Origin of the sequence: Hymenobacter glacieicola, from assembly GCF_014640315.1 — a bacterium.
Lineage (GTDB): Bacteria > Bacteroidota > Bacteroidia > Cytophagales > Hymenobacteraceae > Hymenobacter > Hymenobacter glacieicola.
Genome location: NZ_BMGS01000005.1, coordinates 357483 through 379813, shown reverse-complemented (window position 1 = coordinate 379813; position 22331 = coordinate 357483). Strand labels below are relative to the sequence as shown.

24 protein-coding genes are annotated in these 22331 nt (G+C 54.9%); 14 read left to right on the top strand and 10 right to left on the bottom strand.

Annotated features, from left to right (window positions below; translation table 11 throughout):
• Positions 1-2 precede the first annotated feature (2 nt).
• Both IEW18_RS11655 and IEW18_RS11650 read right to left on the bottom strand, forming a co-directional pair.
• Positions 3-755 carry a carboxypeptidase-like regulatory domain-containing protein gene (locus IEW18_RS11655; RefSeq protein WP_188558022.1) on the bottom strand — a complete coding sequence of 251 codons (753 nt, stop codon included), beginning with the start codon at positions 753-755 and terminating at the stop codon, positions 3-5.
• Positions 756-874: 119 nt separating this feature from the next.
• Positions 875-2656: an AMP-dependent synthetase/ligase gene (locus tag IEW18_RS11650; RefSeq protein ID WP_188558021.1), complete on the bottom strand. Its 1782-nt coding sequence runs from the start codon at positions 2654-2656 to the stop codon at positions 875-877.
• Between the two features lie 200 nt (positions 2657-2856).
• Between IEW18_RS11650 and IEW18_RS11645 the strand changes: the two genes are divergently transcribed.
• The 4 genes from IEW18_RS11645 to IEW18_RS11630 all read left to right on the top strand — a co-directional run bounded on the left by IEW18_RS11645 (position 2857) and on the right by IEW18_RS11630 (position 5937).
• Complete coding sequence (locus IEW18_RS11645; protein ID WP_188558020.1) at positions 2857-4005, top strand: formimidoylglutamase; 1149 nt, start codon at positions 2857-2859, stop codon at positions 4003-4005.
• 49 nt (positions 4006-4054) lie between these two features.
• Positions 4055-4315 carry a cytochrome b5 domain-containing protein gene (locus IEW18_RS11640; protein ID WP_188558019.1) on the top strand — a complete coding sequence of 87 codons (261 nt, stop codon included), beginning with the start codon at positions 4055-4057 and terminating at the stop codon, positions 4313-4315.
• Between the two features lie 87 nt (positions 4316-4402).
• Positions 4403-5206, top strand: a complete 804-nt coding sequence (gene murQ, locus IEW18_RS11635; protein ID WP_188558018.1) for an N-acetylmuramic acid 6-phosphate etherase — start codon at positions 4403-4405, stop codon at positions 5204-5206.
• A gap of 164 nt (positions 5207-5370) precedes the next feature.
• Entirely contained in the window at positions 5371-5937 is a 567-nt protein-coding gene (locus IEW18_RS11630) for a hypothetical protein (RefSeq protein WP_188558017.1), read from the top strand.
• Between the two features lie 78 nt (positions 5938-6015).
• Here IEW18_RS11630 and IEW18_RS11625 read toward each other — a convergent pair whose 3' ends face one another.
• From IEW18_RS11625 to era, 4 genes are all read right to left on the bottom strand, one after another.
• A complete protein-coding gene (locus IEW18_RS11625) occupies positions 6016-6234 on the bottom strand; it encodes a hypothetical protein (protein WP_188558016.1) in 219 nt (72 codons plus the stop codon).
• Positions 6235-6427: 193 nt separating this feature from the next.
• Entirely contained in the window at positions 6428-6664 is a 237-nt protein-coding gene (locus IEW18_RS11620; protein ID WP_188558015.1) for a hypothetical protein, read from the bottom strand.
• Positions 6665-6816: 152 nt separating this feature from the next.
• Positions 6817-8139: a ribosome biogenesis GTPase Der gene (gene der / locus IEW18_RS11615; protein WP_188558014.1), complete on the bottom strand. Its 1323-nt coding sequence runs from the start codon at positions 8137-8139 to the stop codon at positions 6817-6819.
• 175 nt (positions 8140-8314) lie between these two features.
• Complete coding sequence (gene era / locus IEW18_RS11610) at positions 8315-9214, bottom strand: GTPase Era (RefSeq protein WP_188558013.1); 900 nt, start codon at positions 9212-9214, stop codon at positions 8315-8317.
• Between the two features lie 216 nt (positions 9215-9430).
• On the opposite strand from era, the gene hemH reads away from it, so the two are divergent.
• On the top strand, positions 9431-10477 hold the full coding sequence (gene hemH, locus IEW18_RS11605) for a ferrochelatase (protein ID WP_188558012.1): 1047 nt from the start codon (positions 9431-9433) through the stop codon (positions 10475-10477).
• Positions 10478-10566: 89 nt separating this feature from the next.
• On the opposite strand, the gene IEW18_RS11600 is transcribed toward hemH, so the two are convergent.
• Together IEW18_RS11600 and IEW18_RS11595 are read right to left on the bottom strand one after the other, a co-directional pair.
• On the bottom strand, positions 10567-11052 hold the full coding sequence (locus tag IEW18_RS11600; RefSeq protein ID WP_188558011.1) for a PRC-barrel domain-containing protein: 486 nt from the start codon (positions 11050-11052) through the stop codon (positions 10567-10569).
• A 26-nt stretch (positions 11053-11078) separates the two neighbouring features.
• Entirely contained in the window at positions 11079-11744 is a 666-nt protein-coding gene (locus tag IEW18_RS11595) for a hypothetical protein (protein ID WP_188558010.1), read from the bottom strand.
• Positions 11745-11908: 164 nt separating this feature from the next.
• Here IEW18_RS11595 and IEW18_RS11590 point away from each other — a divergent pair, with 164 nt between their 5' ends.
• Positions 11909-12838 carry a DUF389 domain-containing protein gene (locus tag IEW18_RS11590; RefSeq protein WP_188558009.1) on the top strand — a complete coding sequence of 310 codons (930 nt, stop codon included), beginning with the start codon at positions 11909-11911 and terminating at the stop codon, positions 12836-12838.
• 81 nt (positions 12839-12919) lie between these two features.
• Here IEW18_RS11590 and IEW18_RS11585 read toward each other — a convergent pair whose 3' ends face one another.
• Both IEW18_RS11585 and glmM read right to left on the bottom strand, forming a co-directional pair.
• Entirely contained in the window at positions 12920-14068 is a 1149-nt protein-coding gene (locus tag IEW18_RS11585) for a cysteine desulfurase family protein (RefSeq protein ID WP_188558008.1), read from the bottom strand.
• Positions 14069-14257: 189 nt separating this feature from the next.
• Positions 14258-15646 carry a phosphoglucosamine mutase gene (gene glmM / locus IEW18_RS11580; RefSeq protein WP_188558007.1) on the bottom strand — a complete coding sequence of 463 codons (1389 nt, stop codon included), beginning with the start codon at positions 15644-15646 and terminating at the stop codon, positions 14258-14260.
• A 167-nt stretch (positions 15647-15813) separates the two neighbouring features.
• Between glmM and mazG the strand changes: the two genes are divergently transcribed.
• The 8 genes from mazG (at position 15814) to IEW18_RS11540 (ending at position 22301) form a co-directional block, all read left to right on the top strand.
• Positions 15814-16647 (top strand): nucleoside triphosphate pyrophosphohydrolase, encoded by an 834-nt coding sequence (gene mazG, locus IEW18_RS11575; RefSeq protein WP_188558006.1) that lies wholly within the window; start codon positions 15814-15816, stop codon positions 16645-16647.
• A gap of 285 nt (positions 16648-16932) precedes the next feature.
• Positions 16933-17796, top strand: coding sequence for a MotA/TolQ/ExbB proton channel family protein (locus tag IEW18_RS11570; RefSeq protein ID WP_188558102.1), 864 nt, complete (start codon positions 16933-16935; stop codon positions 17794-17796).
• A 70-nt stretch (positions 17797-17866) separates the two neighbouring features.
• Entirely contained in the window at positions 17867-18496 is a 630-nt protein-coding gene (locus tag IEW18_RS11565) for an ExbD/TolR family protein (RefSeq protein ID WP_188558005.1), read from the top strand.
• Between the two features lie 11 nt (positions 18497-18507).
• On the top strand, positions 18508-19026 hold the full coding sequence (locus IEW18_RS11560) for an ExbD/TolR family protein (protein ID WP_188558004.1): 519 nt from the start codon (positions 18508-18510) through the stop codon (positions 19024-19026).
• Positions 19023-19853 (top strand): energy transducer TonB, encoded by an 831-nt coding sequence (locus tag IEW18_RS11555; RefSeq protein ID WP_229728709.1) that lies wholly within the window; start codon positions 19023-19025, stop codon positions 19851-19853. Before IEW18_RS11560 ends, IEW18_RS11555 begins: the two co-directional genes overlap by 4 nt.
• 235 nt (positions 19854-20088) lie before the next feature.
• Positions 20089-20910, top strand: a complete 822-nt coding sequence (locus IEW18_RS11550; protein WP_188558003.1) for an energy transducer TonB — start codon at positions 20089-20091, stop codon at positions 20908-20910.
• Between the two features lie 190 nt (positions 20911-21100).
• The gene (locus IEW18_RS11545; RefSeq protein ID WP_188558002.1) at positions 21101-21355 is read left to right on the top strand and encodes a hypothetical protein; all 255 of its coding nucleotides are present in this window, start codon (positions 21101-21103) and stop codon (positions 21353-21355) included.
• Positions 21342-22301 (top strand): PstS family phosphate ABC transporter substrate-binding protein, encoded by a 960-nt coding sequence (locus tag IEW18_RS11540; RefSeq protein WP_188558001.1) that lies wholly within the window; start codon positions 21342-21344, stop codon positions 22299-22301. Before IEW18_RS11545 ends, IEW18_RS11540 begins: the two co-directional genes overlap by 14 nt.
• Positions 22302-22331 lie beyond the last annotated feature (30 nt).

The following is a 22331-nucleotide window of genomic DNA, read 5'->3' as shown; positions in this document are numbered from 1 at the left end:
ACCTACGGAACGATGAACGCCACCGTGTTAGAGGCTGCGCCCAGACCGGTGTACACGATTCGGCCGGTAGTAGGGTCAGTATATGAACTTGCAGTATTTGGCAAGCCGTACACAACAACATAAGCCGCGCGGCCCGAAGGCAGGCCTGCTGCATTTAGCGCCGCGCGGGTCAAAGCTTGCGACACATAGGAACTGCTTGTACCGTAGGTAGTATTGGCATAGAGCGTTCCGGTTTCAGCGGTTACGTTGGGAGTAGCCCCCACGTACATGTGGTAGCGGTAGAACGAACCCGACGGCATGACTGCATTGGCTAGGGTAAACTGCAGGGTAGCCGTGCCGGAGAGGGAATTGCTCGATACGGTGGGGTTGAGGATGCGGGTTGAAGAAGGCTGGGTAAGGAAAGAAGTGAAGGCAAAAGTGGGCTGGTTGCCCCCAACGTGTCCTACACTCACGCGCCGGTAGGTTCCTAGGTCAGGGCGGGAGTAGGTCAGGTTGTACGTGCCCGCTTTCAGGTTAGCAAATTCATAGCGGCCATTCGCGTCGGTGGTAACGGTAGCGGCGGGGGTTACGCCATCCAAGGTCACCGTCACGCCACTTTTAGCGGCCGGACTGCCTAGCTCGTCTAGTGGGTTAACGAAGCCGTACAGGTTGCCGGTCAGGCTGGGAGTTGCCTCGTCGTCGTCGCTCTTAGTACAACCCGTTAGCAGTGAGGCAGCACAGATGGAGGAGAATAGAAGTGAAGTAAATTTTTGCATAAAGAACTGTTGCGTTTAATACTGCGCTAAAGGTACTGTAGCAGATAGGATTATTCGTTGTAACCTGGAATTAATGCATAAAAAAAGGCCCCGCTACTTGTTGTAGCGGGGCCAGCTGCTTAGTGCTTCTCGGCGTGCTGATAAAGGCTTTCGATTATTGCCTTGTTGTTTTCGGTAATGGCCTTGCGCTTAACTTTCATGGTGGGCGTCATTTCGCCGGTTTCAACGGTCCAGAGCTGGGGTAGCAGCACCACTTTTTTTACCTGCTCCCACTGCGCGAAGTTGGTGTTGTACTTGTGCACGAGGTCCTCGTACATCTTCACCACTTTTTCATTTTTGATCAGTTCCTCGTTGGAGCAGTCGCAGTTCACGTTGTTGCGCTTGCACCAGCCTTTCAGGGCGTCGAAGGAGGGAATCAGCAGGGCCGAGGGAAACTTCTGGCCGTCGCCGACCACCATGCACTGCTCCACAAGCGGCGACTCCTTGAGTTTGCCTTCTATCACCTGCGGGGCAATGTACTTGCCGCCCGAGGTTTTAAACATTTCCTTTTTGCGGTCCGTGATTTTGAGAAACTTGCCTTCAACCAGCTCGCCAATGTCGCCGGTGTGGAACCAGCCGTCCGCGTCAAACTCCTTGGCCGTTAGCTCCGGCTTGTTGTAGTAGCCCTTCATCACCGACTCCGACTTGGTCAGGATTTCGCCATCAGGGGCAATTTTCACTTCGGTGTTGTCAATCACGGGGCCTACGGTGCCAATCATGTTGTTTTCGGGCTCGTAGCCACCCACGGCAATAACTGGGGAGGTTTCCGTTAGGCCGTAGCCTTCCATTACCCGAATGCCGCCGGCCCAGAACACCCGCGCCAGCCGGGGCTGCAGGGCCCCGCCCCCGCTCACAATGCAGCGCAGGTTGCCGCCCAGGGCCTCGCGCCACTTGCTGAAGATGAGCTTATTGGCCAGGGCCAGCTGCGTGTTATACAGGAAGCCGCCATCCTTCTGGTTGTCGTATTTCAACCCCAGGTCCAGGGCCCAGAAGAACAGGCTTTTCTTGACGCCGGTTTGCTCGTGGCCCTTGGCCACAATCTTGTCGTACACCTTTTCCAGCAGGCGCGGCACGGTAGTAAAGATTTCCGGCTTCACCTCGCGCAGGTTGTCGGCAATGGTTTCCATGCTCTCGGCGTAGTAAATGCTCACGCCGTTGATGAGGTAGAGGTGGGTTACCATCCGCTCGAAAATGTGGCAGAGCGGCAGAAAGCTCAGGGCTTTATCGTCCTTGGTTACGGGCACAAAACGCTGGGCATTCCGGCAGTTGCTGAGGATGTTGTTGTGCGTCAGCATAACGCCCTTGGGCTGCCCGGTGGTGCCGGAGGTATAAATCAGGGTGAGCAGGTCATCGGGCTGCACGGCGGCTTTGAGCGGCTCCAGGTCGGCGGGGTTACCCTGCTTGCCTAACTCCAACAGCTCAGAAAAGTGGCGGGCGCCCTCAATTTTGTCGAAGGTGAAGATGTTGTCCGCCGGAATGTTGAGCCCCTGCGTGGCTTCCTGCACCTTGTCGAGCAGCTTTTTATCCGACACAAATACGGCTTTCACCCCGGCATCGGAGAAGATGTACTTATAGTCTTCTACCGTGATGCTCGGGTACATCGGCACGCTGGTAGCACCTAGTTGGGCAATGCCAAAATCGGCGAACATCCACTCGGGGCGGTTCATCGAAATAATGGCAACTTTATCGTCTTTACCAATGCCTAGGCGGCGCAGCCCCAGGCTTACCTGATTGACCTGCTCCACGGCCGCATCGGTGCTGATGGGCGTGTATTGGCCATTTATTTTAACAGCAAAGCAGTCAGGCTTATTGTACTTCTGCTGGAGATGTGGCAGAATATCGAACGTACGGCGAATGTCCATGCGGCGGGAAAGCACTAAGGTGGGGTTAGTGAACAGAAAAGGCTTGCTGCCGACAGCTGCGGTGTCGTCGCAGAAGCCGAACAGGAAAGGCTGCTTAAATAACTACTTTTTTCGCGGGAAAGCTTCTATACTCGACAGAAAGCAGGCAGGCTGTGGCCGGCTTTTGCGTAGCTTTGTCGGAGTCTGCTACGGCGCGCACGATGAATCTGGCCATCTTTTTTGATCCGCTCCCCGAAGAGCTGGCCGGTCCGGCCACAGTCCCGACCACGCTGGCCGCTTATGCTACGCCCTTTCTGGACACGTTTCCCGACTGGCGAGGTGCCGACTTGGCGCTGATTGGCCTGAATGAATGGCGCGGTAGCGCTGCGGGCGCTCCTGCCACCCAGGGCGCGGATGCCGTTCGGCGCCGCTTCTACCAGCTTCAGAAAGGCACCGGGCCGATGCGACTAGTAGACCTAGGAAATCTGCGGCCGGGCCTGACGCTGGAGGATACCTACCAACGGCTGCGAGAAATTATTGCGGCTCTGCTGGAGCAGAACACCGTCCCGATTCTGCTGGGCGGCTCCCATGACCTGGATTACGGGCAGTTCCTGGCCTACGAAACCCTGGACCGGGCCGTCAGCTTTGCCACCGTGGATGCGCGCGTGGACATGGCCGAGGTAGACGGTGCTGCCCCCGAAGACAGCCACCTGCGCCGCATGTTGCTGCACGAGCCGAGCTTCCTGTTCAACTTCGCCCAATTGGCTCACCAGCAGTACCTGGTGGCTCCCGATGTGCTGGCCGCGCTGGAAAAGCTGCACTTTGAAACCCTGCGCCTCGGAGCCATCCACGCCGATGTGCGCCAGGCGGAACCCCTGCTTCGCCAGGCCGATTTCGTTAGCTTTGATGTGGCCGCTCTGCGCTGGAATGACGCGCCGTCCTACTGGCCTGCCAACCCCTTCGGGCTAACCAATGAGGAAGCCGCTCAGCTGGCCTGGTATGCCGGCCACAACGACACGCTGACCTCCTTTGGGCTCTACGGCTACCGCCCGGAGTACGACCCCCACGGCTTGGCCGCCGCTACCCTAGCTACCATGCTGTGGTACTTTGTAGAGGGCTACTACCACCGCCGCCAGGAAACCGATTTTCAAAGCCGCCGCTTCATGCGCTACGCTGTGGGCTTGCCCGGCACGCCCGCCAAGCTGGTGTTCTATAAAAGTAAGCGCACGGAAAAGTGGTGGTTGGAGGTGGAAAGCCTCGCCGACAGCGACGTCAAGCGCATTGTGCCCTGCAGCTACCAGGACTACCTCCGCGCGGCCCAGGGAGACTTGCCGAACCGCTGGATCTTAACCCAGGCCCTGCTAGGGTAGGCTGCCCGGAGTTACTAGGCTGATTACTGAAAAAACTTGAACCTTCCCTATGAGCCTGATTGCTGACCCACATAATACGCTGGCTACCTATACCACGGCGCAGCTAGCCCTGCGCAACGGTCAGGATCGGGACGAAATTTGGGTGGGGTACCAGGGGCTTATTTACGACGTGAGCCGCTCGCGCCTGTGGCGCCGTGGCAACCACTATGAGCACTGGGCCGGCCAGGACCTAACCCGGGAACTGGACAAAGATGCGCCCCACACTCCCAACGTCTTCGACAACTTTCCCGTTGTGGGCAAACTAGCGTAAGCCCCGCCCTGAAGGCAGGGCGGGAGCAGGCGGCGTAGCGCCGTTGCCTACCCGCTACGGCCTGGTATTACTTCTCTTCTCCTTTCCATGAGCACCACCGAAAGCCCCTCCCTGTTCAATAACCTCGAAACCCTTTCCACGCAGGAGCTGCTTGCCGGCCTGAACAGCGTCGACCAAACGGTGCCGCTGGCGGTAGCGAAGGCCTTGCCCCAGATTGAGCGTTTGGTAGAAGCCACCGTGGCTCGTTTGGGGGCCGGGGGGCGGCTGTTTTACATTGGGGCTGGCACCAGCGGGCGGCTGGGCATTCTGGATGCCTCCGAGTGCCCGCCCACCTTCGGGGTCCCGCACGGGGTAGTAGTTGGCCTGATTGCGGGGGGTGATACGGCCATCCGCAAAGCGGTAGAAAACGCGGAAGATGACGCCGAGCAGGCTTGGCAGGACTTGCTGGCCCATGACATTACCAGCCAGGATATTGTGGTAGGTATTGCCGCTTCCGGCCGGACACCCTACGTCATCGGAGGCTTGCAACAGGCTCGCAGCCGCGGCATTGCTACCGGTTGCATTGTGTGTAACGCCGGCTCCGTGGTGGCTGCTACCGCCGAGTTTCCCGTGGAGGTTGTCACGGGGCCGGAATTTGTGACGGGCAGCACCCGGCTGAAAGCAGGCACAGCCCAGAAACTCGTTCTCAACATGCTCACAACGGCCACGTTCATTCGACTGGGTCGGGTGAAGGGCAACAAGATGGTGGACATGCAGCTGTCTAATGCTAAACTAGTAGACCGGGGCGAAAAAATGCTGATGGACGAGCTTAGCATTGACCACAAAGAGGCTGCCGCACTCCTGCACCAGCACGGCTCAGTGCGCGCGGCCCTGGAAGCACATAAAGCGTGAGCTGGCGGTAGGTTCATGTGGTAGACAAACCTGCGGCTGTTTTAGGGCCGGCAGTAGTGCTTGGCTAACTCAGAGCGAACAGACAGCGGGTGTTCCGCGTTAGGGCAATACAAGCCGGCCCGCCTTCTGCCAGATGAGGGACTTGGCGCTAACTCGTCATCAGCATGCACACCATCGAGCCGCATTACGCGTGGTTGGAGCAGTACTCCGCCACTGAAGACCCTCGCTCTCCTCTGTACGAGGCTGAAAATAGCCTCGACGCCTACGTCAATACCATCTACGGGTACTACATCCATCCGCAGTGGGACAGCCTTGACTCGGATACCTTGTATCTGAAGATTCTATTTGTGGATTATGATCAAGGTATCAGCGTCATCGAGTTTATCGGGGAATGGAATGACGCCATCGAAAACGACGTGATGCACCTCAAGCGCAATATCATTGATGTGATGACGCACGAGGGCATCCATAAATTTATTCTCATTGGCGAAAACGTCTTCAACTTCCACGGCTCCGATGACTCGTACTACGAAGAATGGTTCGAGGACGTAGAAGACGGCTGGATTGCGGGCATCAACTTCCAGGAGCATGTCATCCGGGAAATGCGCCAGTACAACCTCGACAGCTACATTAACTTCGGCGGCCAACTAGATGAGCTGCCCTGGCGAACGTACCAGCCGCGCAAGCTCTTTGAGGTGGTAGATGGCCTGCTGCAGCGCCGGCTGGGCTAACCGGAGCCTCTTCTCGGAATACTCTCTCAAAAAAGGCCGCCCCGAGGGGTGGCCTTTTGTTGTTTTTAGCTCGTCAGTTTACTCGGCCTGAACTGAATCGGTCGAGTTTTCCAGGGCGGCCGTTCTGGCGTCAGCGGAGTCACGGACGGCATTTGCTTTTTCCTCCATGGCGTCAAGTTGCGCGTCACCGGAAGACTCTACGTTTTCAACGGACTGCGCAGCACCGGGTTTTTTGTCGTTACAGGCAGCAAACAGCAAAGCAATAGCAGCCAGCGCGAAAAAGGACACTTTTTTCATGGTGGAGTTGGTAAGGAAGAAGTGGAATCAGGACTGGCCTACCCTTTTTATGGCATGCCTGGGCTACAGCAGAGCTGGCAACAAATAAGTTTGCCAACGTACGTACTTCACAACGTATTACGACTTGCTACCACATAAAAAAAGGCCGCCCGGTAGGAGCGGCCTTTTTCTTGGCACCGGTCGGTGCGTCAGCTTACTTAGCGTCGGTCGAGTCAGCAGCGTTTTCGATGGCGTCAGCCTGAGCTTCGGTAGCGTTTTCTACCGAGTCAGCACCAGCCTCGTTGCCAGCGTTTTCCATAGCGTCAGCCTTAGCTTCGCCACCTTCTTCTACTTGCTCAGCCTGAGCTTCAGCAGCGTTTTCAGTTTTGCTGTCGCAAGAAGCGAAAGAGAAAGAAACAGCAGCCAGAGCAAGGAACAGTACTTTTTTCATGGTAAGGGAAAATGAGAAATTGAATTTCAGATGAAGGGTGATTACCCGGTTTCTAGCCGGTAATCGAGGCTTTATATCAGATTCAACCGAAGGTAACCCGACAATGGAAAAAACATTTTACTTTTTTTTCATTTGCCCGAGTACGGCTGTGCTTACTTCTTCCGGAAAACGATACCAATGGGTACCCCCGTAAAGTCGAAGTGTTCCCGCAGGCGGTTTTCGAGGTAGCGGGTGTAGCTTTCTTTTACGTACTGCGGCAGGTTGCAGAAAAAGGCGAATACCGGGTTATGGGTGGGCAGTTGCGTTGCGTACTTAATGCGCACCAGCTTCCCTTTCTGAATGGGCGGCGGGTACTTCTCGATTTCTTTGAGCATTACTTCGTTCAGCTCGGAAGTCGGGATTTTGCGACGCTTGTTCTCGTACACCTGCACGGCGGTTTCAATGGCCTTGTGCACGCGCTGCTTGGTGAGCACCGAAGTGAAAATGATGGGCGGGTAACTGATAGGCGCAATCTTCTCCCTGATTTTCTCCTCGAACTCCTTGGCCGTATTGGTTTCCTTGTTCTCGATTAGGTCCCACTTGTTGACCAGTATCACAATACCCTTGCGGTTTTTGTCGGCCAGGCCAATGATGTTCAGGTCCTGGGCTTCAATGCCGCGGGTAGCGTCCAGAATCACGATGCACACGTCCGATTCCTCCAGGGCCCGCAAGGAGCGGAGCACCGAGTAGAACTCCACGTCTTCGTGCACCTTGGTTTTGCGGCGCAGTCCGGCCGTATCTACCAGAATGAACTCGTGACCAAAGGCATTGTAGCGGGCCTGAATAGAGTCGCGGGTGGTGCCGGCAATGTCCGTTACAATGCTCCGGTCGGTGCCCAGCAGCAGGTTCACAAACGAGGACTTGCCCACGTTCGGGCGACCTACTACGGCAATTTTGGGTACGCCGGCATCGGGCTCTTCTACCCCTTCCTCTTCAAAGTGGCTAATGACAGCATCCAGCAAATCACCGGTGCCCGAGCCGCTCTGGGAGCTGATGGGGTAGATTTCGCCGTCGCCGAGGCCAAGTGAGTAGAACTCGCCGGCGGCGTGGGCGCGGGTGTTGGTGTCGGCCTTGTTAGCGACTACATAAATGGGCTTTTTGCCCTGGTAGCGCCGCAGTACGTTGGCAAATTCTTCGTCGAGGTGGTGCAAACCGGCGTCTACATCCACCATAAACAGCACTACGTCGGCCTCGTCAATAGCCAGCTTTACCTGCTTGTTGATTTCGCCCTCGAAGATATCGTCGGAGTTGTGTACGTACCCACCGGTGTCAATCACGGTGTAGTACTTGCCGGTCCAGTCGCCGTAGCCGTAGTGCCGGTCGCGCGTCACGCCGGACTCGTTGTCCATGATGGCTTTGCGCTGGCCTACTAGGCGGTTAAATAGCGTGGATTTGCCCACGTTTGGGCGGCCCACAATGGCAATGGTATTTTTCATGTTGTCTGACTCCAGCCGCCGGCCCGACCAGTTTCGGCAGTGCCCGGAGTAGTTAAGTGAAGAGTGGTCGGAAGAGGTGAACTGGTGAACTGTGAAATAGTGAGTTCTATGTCCTAACTGCGCAGGCAGAGCTTGCAGAACGACAAACTCACCATTTCACCAACTCACTATTTCGCTACTGCTGGTACCCGAACCGGTTCAGGGCTTTAGGGTCGGTGCGCCAATTTTCGTTGACTTTGACGTGGATTTCGAGGAAAACTTTTTTCTGAAAGAACTTCTCCATTTCCTCGCGGGCCCAGGTGCCCACCTTTTTAAGGGCAATGCCTTGTTGCCCAATGATAATGCCTTTTTGGCTGGCTCGCTCCACATAAATGATGGAACGCATCCGGATGATGTCTTCTTCTTCCTTAAACTCCTCTATTTCTACCTCACAGGAGTAAGGCACTTCTTTTTTGTAGAGCTTGAAGATTTTTTCGCGGATCATCTCGGCGGCGAAAAACCGCTCGGGCTTATCCGTTAGCTCATCCTTAGGGTAGTACGGGGGGTGAACCGGCAAGTAGCCTAAAACCAAATCCAGTAGCTCTCCGGTTCCAAACTTCTCCAGGGCCGAAATGGGTAGCACTCGAGCTGCATTCGGCAGGTGCCCGCGCCAGTACTCTACTTTGGCTTCCACCTCGGTTTGGTCGGCCTGGTCGATTTTGTTAACCAGCAGCAGAATGGGCGTGTCCTGCATTTTGCGCAGGCGCTCCACCACCGGCTCCTCGTCGTGCTTTTCGTAGATGTCCGTTACGAACAGGATAACGTCGGCATCTTCCAAGGATGAGTACACGAACGACATCATGGCGTTGTGCAGCTCGTACTTGGGCTGAATAATGCCCGGCGTATCAGAATACACCAGCTGAAAATCGTCGCCGTTCAGAATGCCCAGAATGCGGTGGCGCGTGGTCTGGGCCTTGCTGGTCACAATGCTGAGCCGCTCACCCATCAGGGCGTTCATGAGCGTGGACTTACCCACGTTGGGCTTGCCGATAATGCTCACAAAGCCAGCGCGGTGCGGAGTTGGTTCGGTATTCACTTCAGAATCTGAAAATTGGCCTGCAAAGGTACAACTTTTAGCCCGCCGGGCCGCCGGCTGGTGAAACATCAGTTACCGGAAGATTGTCTGTAGCTCGAACAGCAAGAACATGCGCTGGTAGTTTTACTTGGCGCACCGTTGTGCGACCTTTGTAGCCGCGAGCCGGTAACTACTTACCGCAACATGTTCTTACGACTCGTCACGTACTAGTATTTTATGCCCTCCACTCCCACCGCATCCAAAGGCCGCATTGGCGTCCTGCTCGTCAACCTTGGCACGCCGGACTCGCCCCAAACCAGCGACGTGCGCCGCTACCTCAACGAATTCCTGACCGACGGCCGCGTGATTGACATGCCGGCCGCCGTGCGTTACCCGCTGTTTCAGGGGCTTATTGTGCCACTACGGGCCCCGAAGTCGGCCAAGATTTACCAGCAGCTCTGGACCGAGCGGGGCTCCCCCCTACTCTACCACGGCCTAGATTTGCAAAAGCTGGTGCAGGAGCAGTTGGGCAAAGACTACCTCGTGGCCTTTGGCATGCGCTACCAAAACCCCAGCATCGAGAGTGCCCTGCAGCAGCTGCGCGACGCGGCCGTGGAGCGCATTATTGTGCTGCCCTTGTTCCCGCAGTACGCGGCGGCCAGCACGGGCTCGGTGCAGGAGAAGGTGATGGAGCTGGTGAGCAAGTGGTGGGTAGTACCTAGCATCAGCTTTATCAGCACTTTCGTTGATGACCCCGGCTTTATCGGCAGCTTTGCTACCCTGGGCAAAGCAGAAATGGCCAAGCATGAGTACGACCACGTAGTATTCAGCTACCACGGCATTCCGGAGCGCCACGTGCTCAAGGGCAGCCACAAGGGCTACTGCAAGCTGGGCAACTGCTGCAACAATTACAACAAGAATAACCGCTACTGCTACCGGGCCCAGTGCTTTGAAACGTCGCGGCAGCTGGCCCAGGCCCTGGGCCTTGCGCCCGAGCGCTACACTACCTCTTTCCAGAGCCGACTGCAAAGCCGCCTGCGCGACCCGTGGCTGCAGCCCTACACCGACGAAGTGCTCAAGGAAATGCCCGCCAAAGGCATCAAAAACGTGCTGGCCTTCTCTCCTGCCTTCGTGGCCGATTGCCTAGAAACCACTATTGAGGTAGGCGAAGAATTCAAGGAAATGTTTGAGGAAGCCGGCGGCAGCCACTGGCAACTGGTTCCCTCGCTCAATTCCAACCCGGAATGGGTACAGGCCGTCACCAACATGATCCGGCGGAACTAGCCAAGGTCAGCTAAGTAGCAGTAAACAGAGCAGGGGCCGTTTTCTTTCAAGAAAACGGCCCCTGCTCTGTTTACTGCTACCGCGGCAATTTATTCCAGCCGGCGGCGCTGGTAAAAGGCGTGGTCATCGTAGCCGGGCTGGCTGTAGAAGTCAGCCGTGGTGGCTTGGGTTAAGGGAAGATTTAGGGCCCGGAGCATGGCTTCTTCATACTGACGGCTGATCTGGATTTCAACGTAGGGCGGATACTCCAGCACCGAGCGGGCCGTGAGTGAGGGCACAAATACATTGTCGGCTTCTTCATCGAGGGCAGCCACGCCAATGGGTAGGAGGATGTGCCGGTCCCGCTCGTTGATGTTCAGCCTTTCGTCCAGCTCTACATCTAAGTAGCGGACTTTGAGGGCATCCGTATCTACTATCAGCTCATGCACCTGACCAAACTGCTGGCCATCGGCGCCACGGACGGCCCACCCCCGCACATCGGGGTTGCCATCTGCCACTTCAAAATCAGACAAGTCATGCAGACGGCGCAGGTGCAGGCCCTGGCCGGAAGGCACAGAATCAGTAATGGGTTCCATAGGAGAATAAGGTACAGTTGGGCTGTTTAACGGGTGGGAGGCTGATGTAATGCCTTGACCACGCTGGCAGCCCGGGTGAGGTAGGCGCGCAGTTGTTCCTGATCCTGAGCCGTAGCCGACCGGCCGCTAAGGGTAGCGGCTTGGCTAGTTAACTGGTTGATTTCAGACTCTAGCTCTGGGTAGCCTTTCCGTTGCATGGCCTGCAACAGCGCCGTAGCGGCCACGTACCCCGGCCGTAAGCTGGTACCCGCTTCGCCGAGCCGAGCCGTGGCGCTGGTCAGTTCGTCGCGCTGGGTGGCAATGGCTGACTCCCGAAAATCGTCCCGGTCAACTAAGTCAACGAGGGCGGCTGTAAGCAGCCGCAGGCCTTCGCGGCCGTACTGGGGCTGGGTGGCATCACTTTGGGCAAAAGAAGCCAGAACTTCCGGCGTAACGGGCGCCGCTTCCGCTGCCATATCGCCCACAGCATCCCGACCAGATGGGCGGGGGCCCGTTTCGGCCCCTGTGCTGCTATCTGGCGGCGCGGGCACTCCAGCCTCTGCTTTGGCCGGCACAGAAGCCGGGGCGGCGGGCGTTGCGGAATCGGCGCGCAATAAGAAGTAGGCGCCCAGGGCCACTACCGCCAGCACCAGCAGGATAAGGAGCCAAGGGCTAGGCGAAGACTTTTTACGCTGAATGTTGATGTCGGCCATAGGGAGGTAAACAGGTTTGGGAGTTCCATACGAAGCAAGCTCCTAATATGATACCCGCCACAGCCTTGCCACCACGCTACGGCTACAGTATTAGGCAAAATTTCGAAATACAAGTAAGCCAACAGCGCTTCCCTACGTATAGTCGATTTTACTACCTACCGCTTATGCACCGGAGTCTCGCGCTTACAGTACCTGCCCCTATTACTGAACCCTTATCCCAAAAGCTACTTGAGATTGAGGATGTTATCAGCGTAAGTGTCCAAATTGGCGCCTCTCGTAAACCAGTCGGCGACATTATTACGGTGCAAGTGCTTAACCGCGGCGCCGATGAAGTGCTGCGCCAAGCCCGGGCAGCCGTAGCTACACCAGAGGAGCTGTCCATCTCAACGGCCGAGCTGAGCAGCATAATTGACCCAGCTCATGGCGAGCAGGTTCTCAACGACCGAGACGAGGCCATTTGGGAAGAAGTGGAAGCCGGGTTACGCCACCAAGGCCGTCCGACTCCTAATTATGCTGCTCTTATGGCCCTAGGCGGCGTTATGGCGGCCGTGGGCCTTGTCTCCGAACCGGTACCGCAGGCAGTAGCCTTTATTGCCGCCAGCATTATTTCACCTGGGTTTGAACCCATTGCTGCCATTCCAATGGGGGTAATACTGCGGCGGTGGCAGGTGGTGGGCCGGGGCTTACGGTCGGTGCTCATTGGCTATTCCCTGTTTATGCTAACGGCCGGACTTACCATGCTTTGGTTGGTAGGAGCTGGGGAAACTACTGCATCAGCCCTCATGAACAATCCGGAGGTGCATAACATTTCCAACCCTTCTCTGAAGGAGCTGCTGGTATCTGCCTGTGGCGCAGCAGCCGGCATTGTTATCATTGCCGCCTATCGTCGGAGCGTTATTGCCGGCGCCCTGATTGCGCTTATTCTGATGCCCGCCGCGGCGTTGGTAGGCTCCGGTATTGCCCTTGGTCAGTCCCATCTGGCACTCGAAGGCCTTACCCGCTTCGGCATTGATGTAGGCTTCGTGCTCGGGCTGGGTCTGCTGATTTTCTACATAAAGCAGCGGGTAGTACACCGCCGCGAGTCGCTGGAGTAGCCTTGTTATCAGCTATAAAAAAGGGGCCGCTGTGCAAGGCAGCGGCCCCTTTTTTATAGCTGATAAACTCAACCTGTGAAATCAGATTTTCAGGGGCTGCCGGCGGTACATTTTGGCGAGTTGCTCCACGGCGTAGTCTACCTCCTCAGCGGTATTGTACTTGCTCATCGAGAAGCGAATCGTGCCCCGGTCCGGGTCGGCGTTGAGGGCGCTGAGTACGTGCGAACCAGCGTTGGCCCCGCTAGTGCAGGCAGATCCGCCCGACACGGACACCTTGTTGATATCGAGGTTAAACAGCAGCATTTCGTTTAGCTCGGAAGGCGGCAGGCTCACGCTCAGCACGGTGTACAGGCTCTTATCCGCCTCGGCGGAGGTGCCGTTGAATTCTACCCCGTCAATTTCCGTCCGCAGCTTTTCAATGAACCGGTCTTTCAGGCCTTGAATGTGGCGCTGATGCGTGGCCATGTCACGGTAGGCAATTTCCAGCGCTTTGGCCAAGCCGATAATGCCGTACACGTTTTCCGTGCCCGCCCGCTGGTTGCGCTCCTGCGAGCCACCATGAATTAGGGCGTCCACCAGCAATCCAGACCGGCGGTACAGAAAGCCAATGCCTTTCGGACCGTGAAATTTATGCGCTGAGCCAACCAAGAAGTTGGCCTTAAGCTGCTGCACATTGTGAGGGTAGTGGCCCATCGTCTGCACCGTATCCGTGTGGAATACGGCATTGTATTGGGCACACAGTTCCCCGATGGCCACAATGTCGTTGAGGTTGCCAATTTCGTTGTTGGCGTGCATTAAGCTTACGAAAGTACGTGGATGGGTAGCTAGAAGCTCCTCCAGATGAGCCAAATCAAACCGGCCTTGCGCATCGTGGCGCACGTAGCTGAGCTGAATGTCACCGGCCTTTTGCAGAGCCTGCAAGGTGTGCAGCACCGCGTGGTGCTCCAGCGGCGAGGTAATGGCGTGCGTAAGCCCCAGCGTCCGGACGCTGCCAAAGGCGGCGTAGTTGTCGGCTTCCGTCCCGCAGGAGGTAAACACGATTTCGGCGGGAGCGGCATTAATGAGGTGGGCAATCGTCTTGCGGGCGTTTTCGATGGCCGCCCGCACCTGCCGGCCGTGCCCATGGATGCTGCTGGGGTTACCAAAATGGTCCCGCATGAAGGGCAGCATGGCATCCAGCACTTCGGGATCTAGCGGCGTGGTCGCGGCATTATCGAAATACACGTTCATGGGCAGGGCAAGCGTAATCGTGGATACTTAGAAAGGAAAGGCCCGGCAAAAATACAGGATTCCGCCGGGGTAGCCGGAATTCTGTACATCGCCTACCCCAGTGTGCCTTCTGCAAGTAATGGAAACAGCCTGCTTCAAACCGCAATTCGGCTTGAAGCAGGCTGTTTCCATGGGCGTAGCAGCTACTGCTTATTTGCTGATGATTTCCTTGATGTCGCCAATGATTTTATTGGCTAAATGATCCGCAGTGGCGTTTGAGTCCGACTCAGCATAGATGCGGATAATCGGCTCGGTGTTCGATTTGCGCAGGTGTACCCACTCTTTGTCGAACTCAATCTTAACCCCGTCAATCGTGTTGATTGGCTGCTTGGCGTAGCGCTCTTCCATGCGCACCAGCACCTCGTCGGTGTTGATTTCCGGCGTCAACTCAATCTTATTTTTTGAAATGAAGTAATTCGGGTAGGAAGCCCGCAGGCGGGTCATGGTCATGCCCGTCTTAGCTAAGTGGCTCAGGAAAAGCGCAATGCCTACCAACGAGTCGCGGCCGTAGTGCAACTCTGGGTAAATGATGCCGCCGTTGCCTTCGCCCCCAATGATGGCGCCGGTTTCCTTCATTTTGTTGACTACGTTCACTTCGCCTACGGCGGCCGCGGCGTAGCTACCGCCCTGCTTTTCGGTTACATCGCGCAGGGCGCGGGTGCTGCTCAGGTTGCTGACGGTGTTGCCGCCCCCACTCTGCTGCAGCACGTAATCGGCTACAGCTACTAAGGTGTACTCCTCCCCGAACATGGTCCCGTCTTCATTCACTAGCGCCAGGCGGTCCACGTCCGGGTCAACCACAATACCGAGGTCAAAAGAGCCTTTTTCGAGCACCCGGGCAATGTCGCGCAGGTTCTCGGGCAAAGGTTCTGGATTATGAGCAAAGTCGCCGGTAGGCTCACAGAACAGCTTTTCGATTACCTCTACCCCCAACTGCTGAAGCAACATAGGCACCGCGAAGCCTCCCGTGGAGTTAACGGCATCCACAACTACCCGGAAATTTTTAGCCTTAATGGCTTGCTTGTCTACCAACGGTAGGGCCAGAATAGCGTTGATGTGTTCCTGCAGGAAGGTATCGTCGGTGGTGTACTTGCCGAGTTTGGTGACCGGGGCAAAATCAAACGCTTCGGTGTCGCCGAGGGCCAGCACTTGCTTGCCATCCTCGTCAGAAATAAACTCACCAGCCGCATTAAGCAATTTCAGCGCGTTCCACTGCTTGGGGTTGTGCGAGGCCGTAAGAATGATACCACCTCCCGCGTTTTTAGCGGGTACGGCCATTTCTACTGTTGGAGTAGTACTTAACCCCAAGTCAATTACGTTAATACCAAGTCCTTGGAGGGTGGCTGATACCAACCGGCTAACCATATCCCCCGACAAGCGGGCGTCGCGGCCGATGACGATGGTGTTATTCTGCGTTTTGCCTAACACCCACGTGCCGAAGGCAGCGGCGTATTTAACCACATCAATGGGAGTGAGACCATCGCCGGCCGCCCCCCCAATGGTTCCTCGTATGCCCGAAATTGATTTAATAAGTGCCACTGTGCTGTCCGTATGTTGAAGTACTCTGTAATCAGAAGGAAGAAGGGGCAAAAGTAGGCAACTGCCCCTGCTTTCCCTACGTGGAAATCAGTCCGACGGGCAATCAGGCACTGTCTGCCAGCCGCGTATGCACAATCGATGATCTTGCTCCTTGTATATTTGACCTAATGGAAGATACTACTGCCGCCCGCCGCTCGGCCCAGCTAGAGGCCTTCGGACGCCTGCTTGATGTACTAGACCGCCTCCGGGCTGAGTGTCCCTGGGATAAAAAGCAGACGCTGGAAAGCTTGCGTCACCTTACTATTGAGGAGACCTACGAACTCAGCGACGCCATTATTCGAGGTGACTTAGCCGACCTGAAGAAGGAATTGGGGGATGTTATGCTTCACCTTACTTTCTACGCAAAAATTGCCAGCGAACAAGGTGCCTTCGACATTGCCGATGTGCTGAATGCACAGTGTGAGAAGCTTATTTTTCGCCATCCCCACATCTACGGCAGCACAAAAGCCGACAGCGAAGAGGAGGTGAAACGGAACTGGGAGCAACTGAAACTGCAGGAAAAAGGGAACTCGTCAGTCCTGGGCGGCGTACCTACCTCACTACCGGCCTTGGTAAAAGCCATGCGCATCCAGGAAAAAGCCAGAGGCGCTGGCTTCGACTGGGAGCGGCCCGAGCAAGTTTGGGAGAAGGTGCAGGAAGAACTGCAGGAGTTTCAGGCAGAGTTTACTACCCCAGAACCCACCCAGGCAAGTCAGGAACGGGCTGCCGCTGAATTCGGCGACTTGTTGTTTTCCCTCATCAACTTTGCCCGCCACGCTGGCATCAACCCCGAAGAAGCGCTTGAACGCACTAACCGTAAGTTCATTACCCGCTTTCAGTTCTTGGAAACGGCAGCGGCTCAGGATGGTCATCAGCTCCGCGACCTAACGCTTACTCAGATGGATAGCTACTGGGAAGAAGCCAAAAAACGACCCGACACTGCCCCCCAAACCCAGCGTTAGAAATAGCCTTTTTTGGGGGCGCGCATTGTTTTAAAGCGTTTAAACCCATTTTTCATTTGGCGACACACAGGTTTTTAATTAGGTTTGCCAAGGCTAGATCTATTTTCGAACCACGCCCCGCACACGAGCAGACCCACGCTATCCAGACTTTTCAAAGTTATGCGTGCGGGTGAGCGGGGTTTCCCCGTCTATAGGCTAGCCACTTATTTCCACTTTTTTTACTCGTACTTCAACCTTTCACCAACAACCCCCTAATTCTCCGGAACAATGGAACAAAAGAATGCCATGAACAAGCCCGCGGCTCGGCCCGCCGCTGCTGCAGCGCCGAAAGGCGAAGCGAAGGGCGGTGGTTCGTCCCTGTTTGCCATTCTCGCCATCGTATTGGCGTTTATTGTAAGCGTGATCATCTACAAATTCGTCCTAGGTGATGCCAGCCACTTCCAAGGTGGTAACAATGAAAACAACCCCATTGGTGGTGACTACTTCGGCGTAGTATACAAAGGTGGTCCTATCGTACCGCTACTGATGACGATGTTCCTGTGCGTAATCATCTTCTCGATTGAGCGGGCACTCACGATCAGCCGCGCTAAAGGCAGCAAGAGCATTGAATCTTTCGTGCGCACTATTCGCCAGAAGCTGAACGTAAACGATATCACCGGTGCTATTGCCGCCTGCGACCAGCAGAAGGGCTCGGTAGCTAACGTGGTAAAAGCTGGCCTGGGCAAATACCAGGAGATGGCTCGTGAGCGTAACTTGGAGAAAGACCAGAAAATCCTGGCTATCCAGAAAGAAATTGAAGAGTCAACGGCTCTGGAGCTGCCCATGCTGGAGAAAAACCTCGTTATTCTATCCACCCTGGCTTCTATTGCCACGCTGGTAGGTCTGCTGGGTACGGTATTCGGTATGATCAAGGCCTTCTCGGCACTGGCTCAAGGTGGTGCTCCTGACGCAGTAGGTCTGGCTAACGGTATCTCGGAAGCTCTGATCAACACGGCTCTGGGTATCGGTACTTCGGCCATTGCCATCGTAGCCTACAACTTCTTCACCAGCAAAATTGACGAGCTGACTTACAGCATCGACGAAGCTGGCTTCAGCATCATTCAGACCTTCGCTGCTCAGCACGGCGAAACCGAACACCACACTGCTTAATTTTAGGGCGGCAACGCACTAAAGCATAGGTTACTTCGTTTCTGAATTACGCTAACTAACAACACCAGCAATGCCCAAAGTAAAGCCTCATAGAACGTCACCGTCGCTGGATATGACCCCGATGGTGGACTTGGCCTTCCTGCTGGTGACTTTCTTCATGCTCACCACCAAGTTTGCCCCGGAAGAGGCAGTGGTGGTAGATACGCCTTCATCCACCTCGGAAATTCGCTTGCCCGAATCGCACGTAATTACAATTGCGGTAGACAAAGACAAGCGCGTATTCTTCGGAGTAGATGATGACGCTATCAAGTCGGATTTGCTGACGCAAGTTGGAGCTAAGTACGGAGTAAGCTTTACTCCTTCTCAGATCCAAGCCTTCAAGGGCGTTGCTTCAAGCTTTGGCACTCCCATCGAAAAACTGCCCGCGCTGCTTAGCTTGGACAGTGAACAACGGAAGTTGGTGAAGCAGGAAGGCATTCCTGCTGACTCCGTCAACAACCAGTTCATCGAGTGGGTACAAACCGCCCAGGCTTTGAGCCGCAAGTCAGCTTATGGTAAGCCTTCCTACGTGGCTATCAAAGGCGACGGCAATGCCGACGTACCGACGGTGAAAAGAGTCATCAAGCTGATGCAGGATAAGAACATTAACCGGTTCAACCTGATTACCGACCTGGAAACCAAACCAGTAGCCGGTAACTAACCCGCACAGACATGGCAGAAATACAACAACAAGCCGACTCCGGTAAAGGAGGTAAGAAGAGAGCCAAGAAAATGTCGACCAAAATCGACATGACCCCAATGGTTGACTTGGCGTTCCTGCTGCTTACCTTCTTTATGCTCACGACTACCTTTAGCAAACCTACTGTTATGGAGGTTGCTATGCCGGTAAAACCCAAACCGGGTGAAGAGCAGCCGCCTATCAAGGCGTCGAATGCACTGACTCTGCTGTTAGGCGAGAACAACAAGCTGTACTATTACGATGGCTTGTTGGATGGTACTACCAAGCCGGAGTTGAAGCTTTCCAACTACGGTGCTGATGGGATTCGCAAGGTGCTGCTTCAGCACAAAAGCAACCCGCAGCTCGTTGTGCTGATCAAGCCGGACGATAAATCGGCTTACAAGAATATGGTTGATATTCTTGACGAGATGAACATCACGGAAACCAAGAAGTATGCTCTGGTGGACATCTCCAAGCCTGATCAAGAACTGATTAAAACTTCTGGATTATGATGGACAACTCGCAATTGGCCAAAGCATCCCTCGATGACATCGTCTTCGAGGGGCGCAATAAGGCCTATGGAGCCTACGTGATCCGGCGGGTGTATGGAAAGCACGTAACCCGGGCAGTTCTCATTGCCGTTGCTCTCTTTGCTCTCATGATTGCCTTCCCCTTGGTGGCACGCATGATGAAGAAAGATGAGGTAGTGGAGGATGAGAAAATGCTGAAGGTAAACGTGCTGGAGGCACCACCGCTGGATGCGACTAAGCCGCCACCGCCACCGCCACCGCCACCAGACGCGCCACCACCGCCGCCACCAAAGCTTTCCACGATTAAGTTTGTGCCCCCCGTCGTAAAGAAAGATGAGGAAGTACAGAAGCAGGAAGAAATTCCGGATCAGGAGGAGCTAAAGGATAAAGTGGTAGCCAACGAAACCGTGAAGGGCAACACCGATAATCCGGCCGACTTGGCTGGTTTGGAACCCGGTGAAGGCACTAAAGCGGTGGAGGAGGTAGTGGAAACCAAGCCTTACACCTACGTTGAACAGATGCCGGTTTTCCCCGGCGGACAAGAAGCGCTACTGCAGTACATTGCCAAGAACATCAAGTATCCGGCAATGGCACTACGCAACCAGGTTGAAGGCCGCGTTTTCATTAAGTTCGTAGTTGGTCCCGACGGAGCCGTTACGAACGCTGAAGTGCAGAAAGGCATTGGTGCTGGTTGCGACGAAGAGTCGCTCCGAGTTATCAAGAACCTGCCGCGCTTTACTCCTGGTAAGCAGAATGGTCGGGCCGTATCCGTGTACTACACGGTTCCCGTGACCTTCGCTATCAAGTAAATTTGGTTGTTACTGGCCTTGCCAGTGCACATAAACCCGAATCAGACTCCGGTCAGATTCGGGTTTTTTGTTTGTATTCACATTCATAAAAATATATAGTCGGCACGCATACTAACCTATCAGCTATGACCGTTGAAAGAGGTGAAAGCCAGGTAGTAGCGTGAGTTGAGGTAATAGATAGTGGCTTGAAAGTTTAGGTGTGTATTAGTCCATTATTCACTTAATTATATATACCATGACCACAGCCCCGCACACCTCCCTCCTATCCCTTGATGACATTGTCTTTGAGGGGCGCAACAAAGCCTACGGTGCTTATGTCTTGCGAAAAGCCTATGGTCGGCACGTGACAACTGCTATTGTTATTGCTACTGCTTTAGCCGCTTTGCTCATTGCCATACCCCTACTGGTGCAGCGGCTATGGCCTGCTGTTACTGAAGGCCCTGTTGACGTTTCCAAGGGCCCGATAATCGATATTTTGCCCCCACCAACCATTTTACAGAAAATCACTCCTCCCCCAGCGGGTGGTGCAGTTACCGTCCGGCCGCCGGCACCGGCTACTCCAACCCGGGTAGTACGCGACGAACTGGTTAAAACTCCTCCCGTTGATGTGGAAGTACAGGCCATAGATGGTCCGGCTATTTCTGGGCCCATTGCTGCGGAAGGCGATGGCACGACTACCATACCTGGCGGGGGTGTTGGTGGTAGTGACACAGTTACGAAGCCGGCAGCTGCGGCTATAACCGAGCCGTTCGTGCACGTAGAGAACATGCCGGAATTCATGGGTGGCGAGGCAGCTTTGGCCAAATACTTTCAGCGCCATCTACGCTACCCCCCGCAGGCGCTGCGTGCTGGCGTAGAAGGCAAGGTGTACATTTCCTTTACGGTGAATTCCGACGGCACCATCACGGATGTATCGGTTCTGAAAGGACTGGGTTATGGAACTGACGAGGAGGCTTCCCGCGTAATCCGGCAAATGCCCGCCTGGAAACCGGGCTATCAGAATCATCGTGCTGTTCCAGTACGCTACAACCTGCCTATCACATTTAAATACGAATAAGTAGCTTCTTGCTATATATTCGTATTTAGATTGACATTTAGACGCCCAAAGTCGCTCGGTTACGTACAAACCGGACGCCTTTGGGCGTTTTTGCCGCTGATTTCATGCTTGGTCAGAGCCCCATCTTTCTCAAAACGAACAAATAAGACTTTGTTTGGCGTTTAGCTGATATACACCGATTTAGTTTCTCATGCTTGACCTGCCCACCACTGAAGAGAGAATAGGTAACCATAAACAACAATCCTGGGTCCGTTACTTCACCTTGTTAATGTCGGTGGTGTACACAGTTCTGGGGCTGTACTTATGGTTTGCTCCTACTGGAGCCCTCACGCTAGGAGACACCCCGCGCCGTTTGTTGGCGGCTGTCTTTGTATTTTACGGAATTATTAGATTTGTCCGCACCTACCAGCAACACTTCAAAAAGAACAAGGATGACGCGCGTTAACTATTGGGTTTTAGGAGTAGCCCTATGCACGAGCATGGGAATGGCCAGCTGCGGTAACGATGCTGGCAGCACCCAGGCTACTGACACTCCCACCAGCGGGTCTATCCGGATTGGGGTTGACGAAACGTTTGAGCCCATTCTAAAGTCTCAGGTAGATACATTCCAGAAGCTGTACACTAACGCCCATATTAACGCAGCTTATCAGCCAGAGCTGGATGTGATGCGGGCCTTTATGGCGGACAGCATTCGACTGGCTGTAGTATCCAGGGAACTGACGGCAGATGAGAAAACAACCCTAAAGCGTCTCAAGCTGGAACCATATTCTGTTCGTATCGGGGTAGATGGGGTAGCCATCATCATGCACCCAAGCAACCGCGACAGTTTGTTAACCACAGCCCAGTTGAAAGGCATCTTTACCGGTCAGTTAGCGCAGTGGAGCCAGATCAGCCCAGGTAACAAACTAGGTGCTATTACGGCCGTATTTGACAATAACAACTCCAGCACCGCCCGCTACGTGCAGGACTCTGTCAATAATGGCGCAGCGTTGGCCAAAGGTGTTTTTGCTTCAAAATCGAACCCAGCACTTATTGATTACGTTGCAACTCATCCGAATGCAATTGGGGTAATTGGCATCAATTGGATCAGTGACCGGGACGACCCTAATGTTCCGAAATTTTTAAAACGGATACGAGTTGCTGGCATAAGCCCCAAAGCCACGGGTTCTACTTCATCAGACTACGTGCAGCCCTATCAAGCGTACTTGGCTCAGAAGCTTTACCCTTTGCGTCGTAATCTGTACGTTATCAGCCGCGAAGCGCGCACCGGACTTGGCACCGGTTTTGCAACCTTTGTAGCAGGTAACAAAGGACAACTTATCATGCTGAAGTCGGGATTGATGCCTGCGAAGGGCCAAATCCGGATGATGGATGTTAAGCCCTCTTTATAGCCCTCCTTGTCTCCTTTCCACCGCATTTTC

Coding starts and splice junctions, on each gene's coding strand:
- IEW18_RS11555 (WP_229728709.1), top strand. CDS start 19,023: ATGATGGACAACTCGCAATTGGCCAAAGCATCCCTCGATGACATCGTC.
- IEW18_RS11560 (WP_188558004.1), top strand. CDS start 18,508: ATGGCAGAAATACAACAACAAGCCGACTCCGGTAAAGGAGGTAAGAAG.
- IEW18_RS11630 (WP_188558017.1), top strand. CDS start 5,371: ATGCACACCATCGAGCCGCATTACGCGTGGTTGGAGCAGTACTCCGCC.
- IEW18_RS11595 (WP_188558010.1), bottom strand. CDS start 11,744: ATGGCCGACATCAACATTCAGCGTAAAAAGTCTTCGCCTAGCCCTTGG.
- IEW18_RS11565 (WP_188558005.1), top strand. CDS start 17,867: ATGCCCAAAGTAAAGCCTCATAGAACGTCACCGTCGCTGGATATGACC.
- IEW18_RS11625 (WP_188558016.1), bottom strand. CDS start 6,234: ATGAAAAAAGTGTCCTTTTTCGCGCTGGCTGCTATTGCTTTGCTGTTT.
- hemH (WP_188558012.1), top strand. CDS start 9,431: ATGCCCTCCACTCCCACCGCATCCAAAGGCCGCATTGGCGTCCTGCTC.
- IEW18_RS11650 (WP_188558021.1), bottom strand. CDS start 2,656: ATGGACATTCGCCGTACGTTCGATATTCTGCCACATCTCCAGCAGAAG.
- IEW18_RS11550 (WP_188558003.1), top strand. CDS start 20,089: ATGACCACAGCCCCGCACACCTCCCTCCTATCCCTTGATGACATTGTC.
- IEW18_RS11640 (WP_188558019.1), top strand. CDS start 4,055: ATGAGCCTGATTGCTGACCCACATAATACGCTGGCTACCTATACCACG.
- IEW18_RS11545 (WP_188558002.1), top strand. CDS start 21,101: ATGCTTGACCTGCCCACCACTGAAGAGAGAATAGGTAACCATAAACAA.
- murQ (WP_188558018.1), top strand. CDS start 4,403: ATGAGCACCACCGAAAGCCCCTCCCTGTTCAATAACCTCGAAACCCTT.
- IEW18_RS11645 (WP_188558020.1), top strand. CDS start 2,857: ATGAATCTGGCCATCTTTTTTGATCCGCTCCCCGAAGAGCTGGCCGGT.
- IEW18_RS11540 (WP_188558001.1), top strand. CDS start 21,342: ATGACGCGCGTTAACTATTGGGTTTTAGGAGTAGCCCTATGCACGAGC.
- IEW18_RS11590 (WP_188558009.1), top strand. CDS start 11,909: ATGCACCGGAGTCTCGCGCTTACAGTACCTGCCCCTATTACTGAACCC.
- IEW18_RS11600 (WP_188558011.1), bottom strand. CDS start 11,052: ATGGAACCCATTACTGATTCTGTGCCTTCCGGCCAGGGCCTGCACCTG.
- IEW18_RS11570 (WP_188558102.1), top strand. CDS start 16,933: ATGAACAAGCCCGCGGCTCGGCCCGCCGCTGCTGCAGCGCCGAAAGGC.
- IEW18_RS11620 (WP_188558015.1), bottom strand. CDS start 6,664: ATGAAAAAAGTACTGTTCCTTGCTCTGGCTGCTGTTTCTTTCTCTTTC.
- IEW18_RS11655 (WP_188558022.1), bottom strand. CDS start 755: ATGCAAAAATTTACTTCACTTCTATTCTCCTCCATCTGTGCTGCCTCA.
- der (WP_188558014.1), bottom strand. CDS start 8,139: ATGAAAAATACCATTGCCATTGTGGGCCGCCCAAACGTGGGCAAATCC.
- IEW18_RS11585 (WP_188558008.1), bottom strand. CDS start 14,068: ATGAACGTGTATTTCGATAATGCCGCGACCACGCCGCTAGATCCCGAA.
- mazG (WP_188558006.1), top strand. CDS start 15,814: ATGGAAGATACTACTGCCGCCCGCCGCTCGGCCCAGCTAGAGGCCTTC.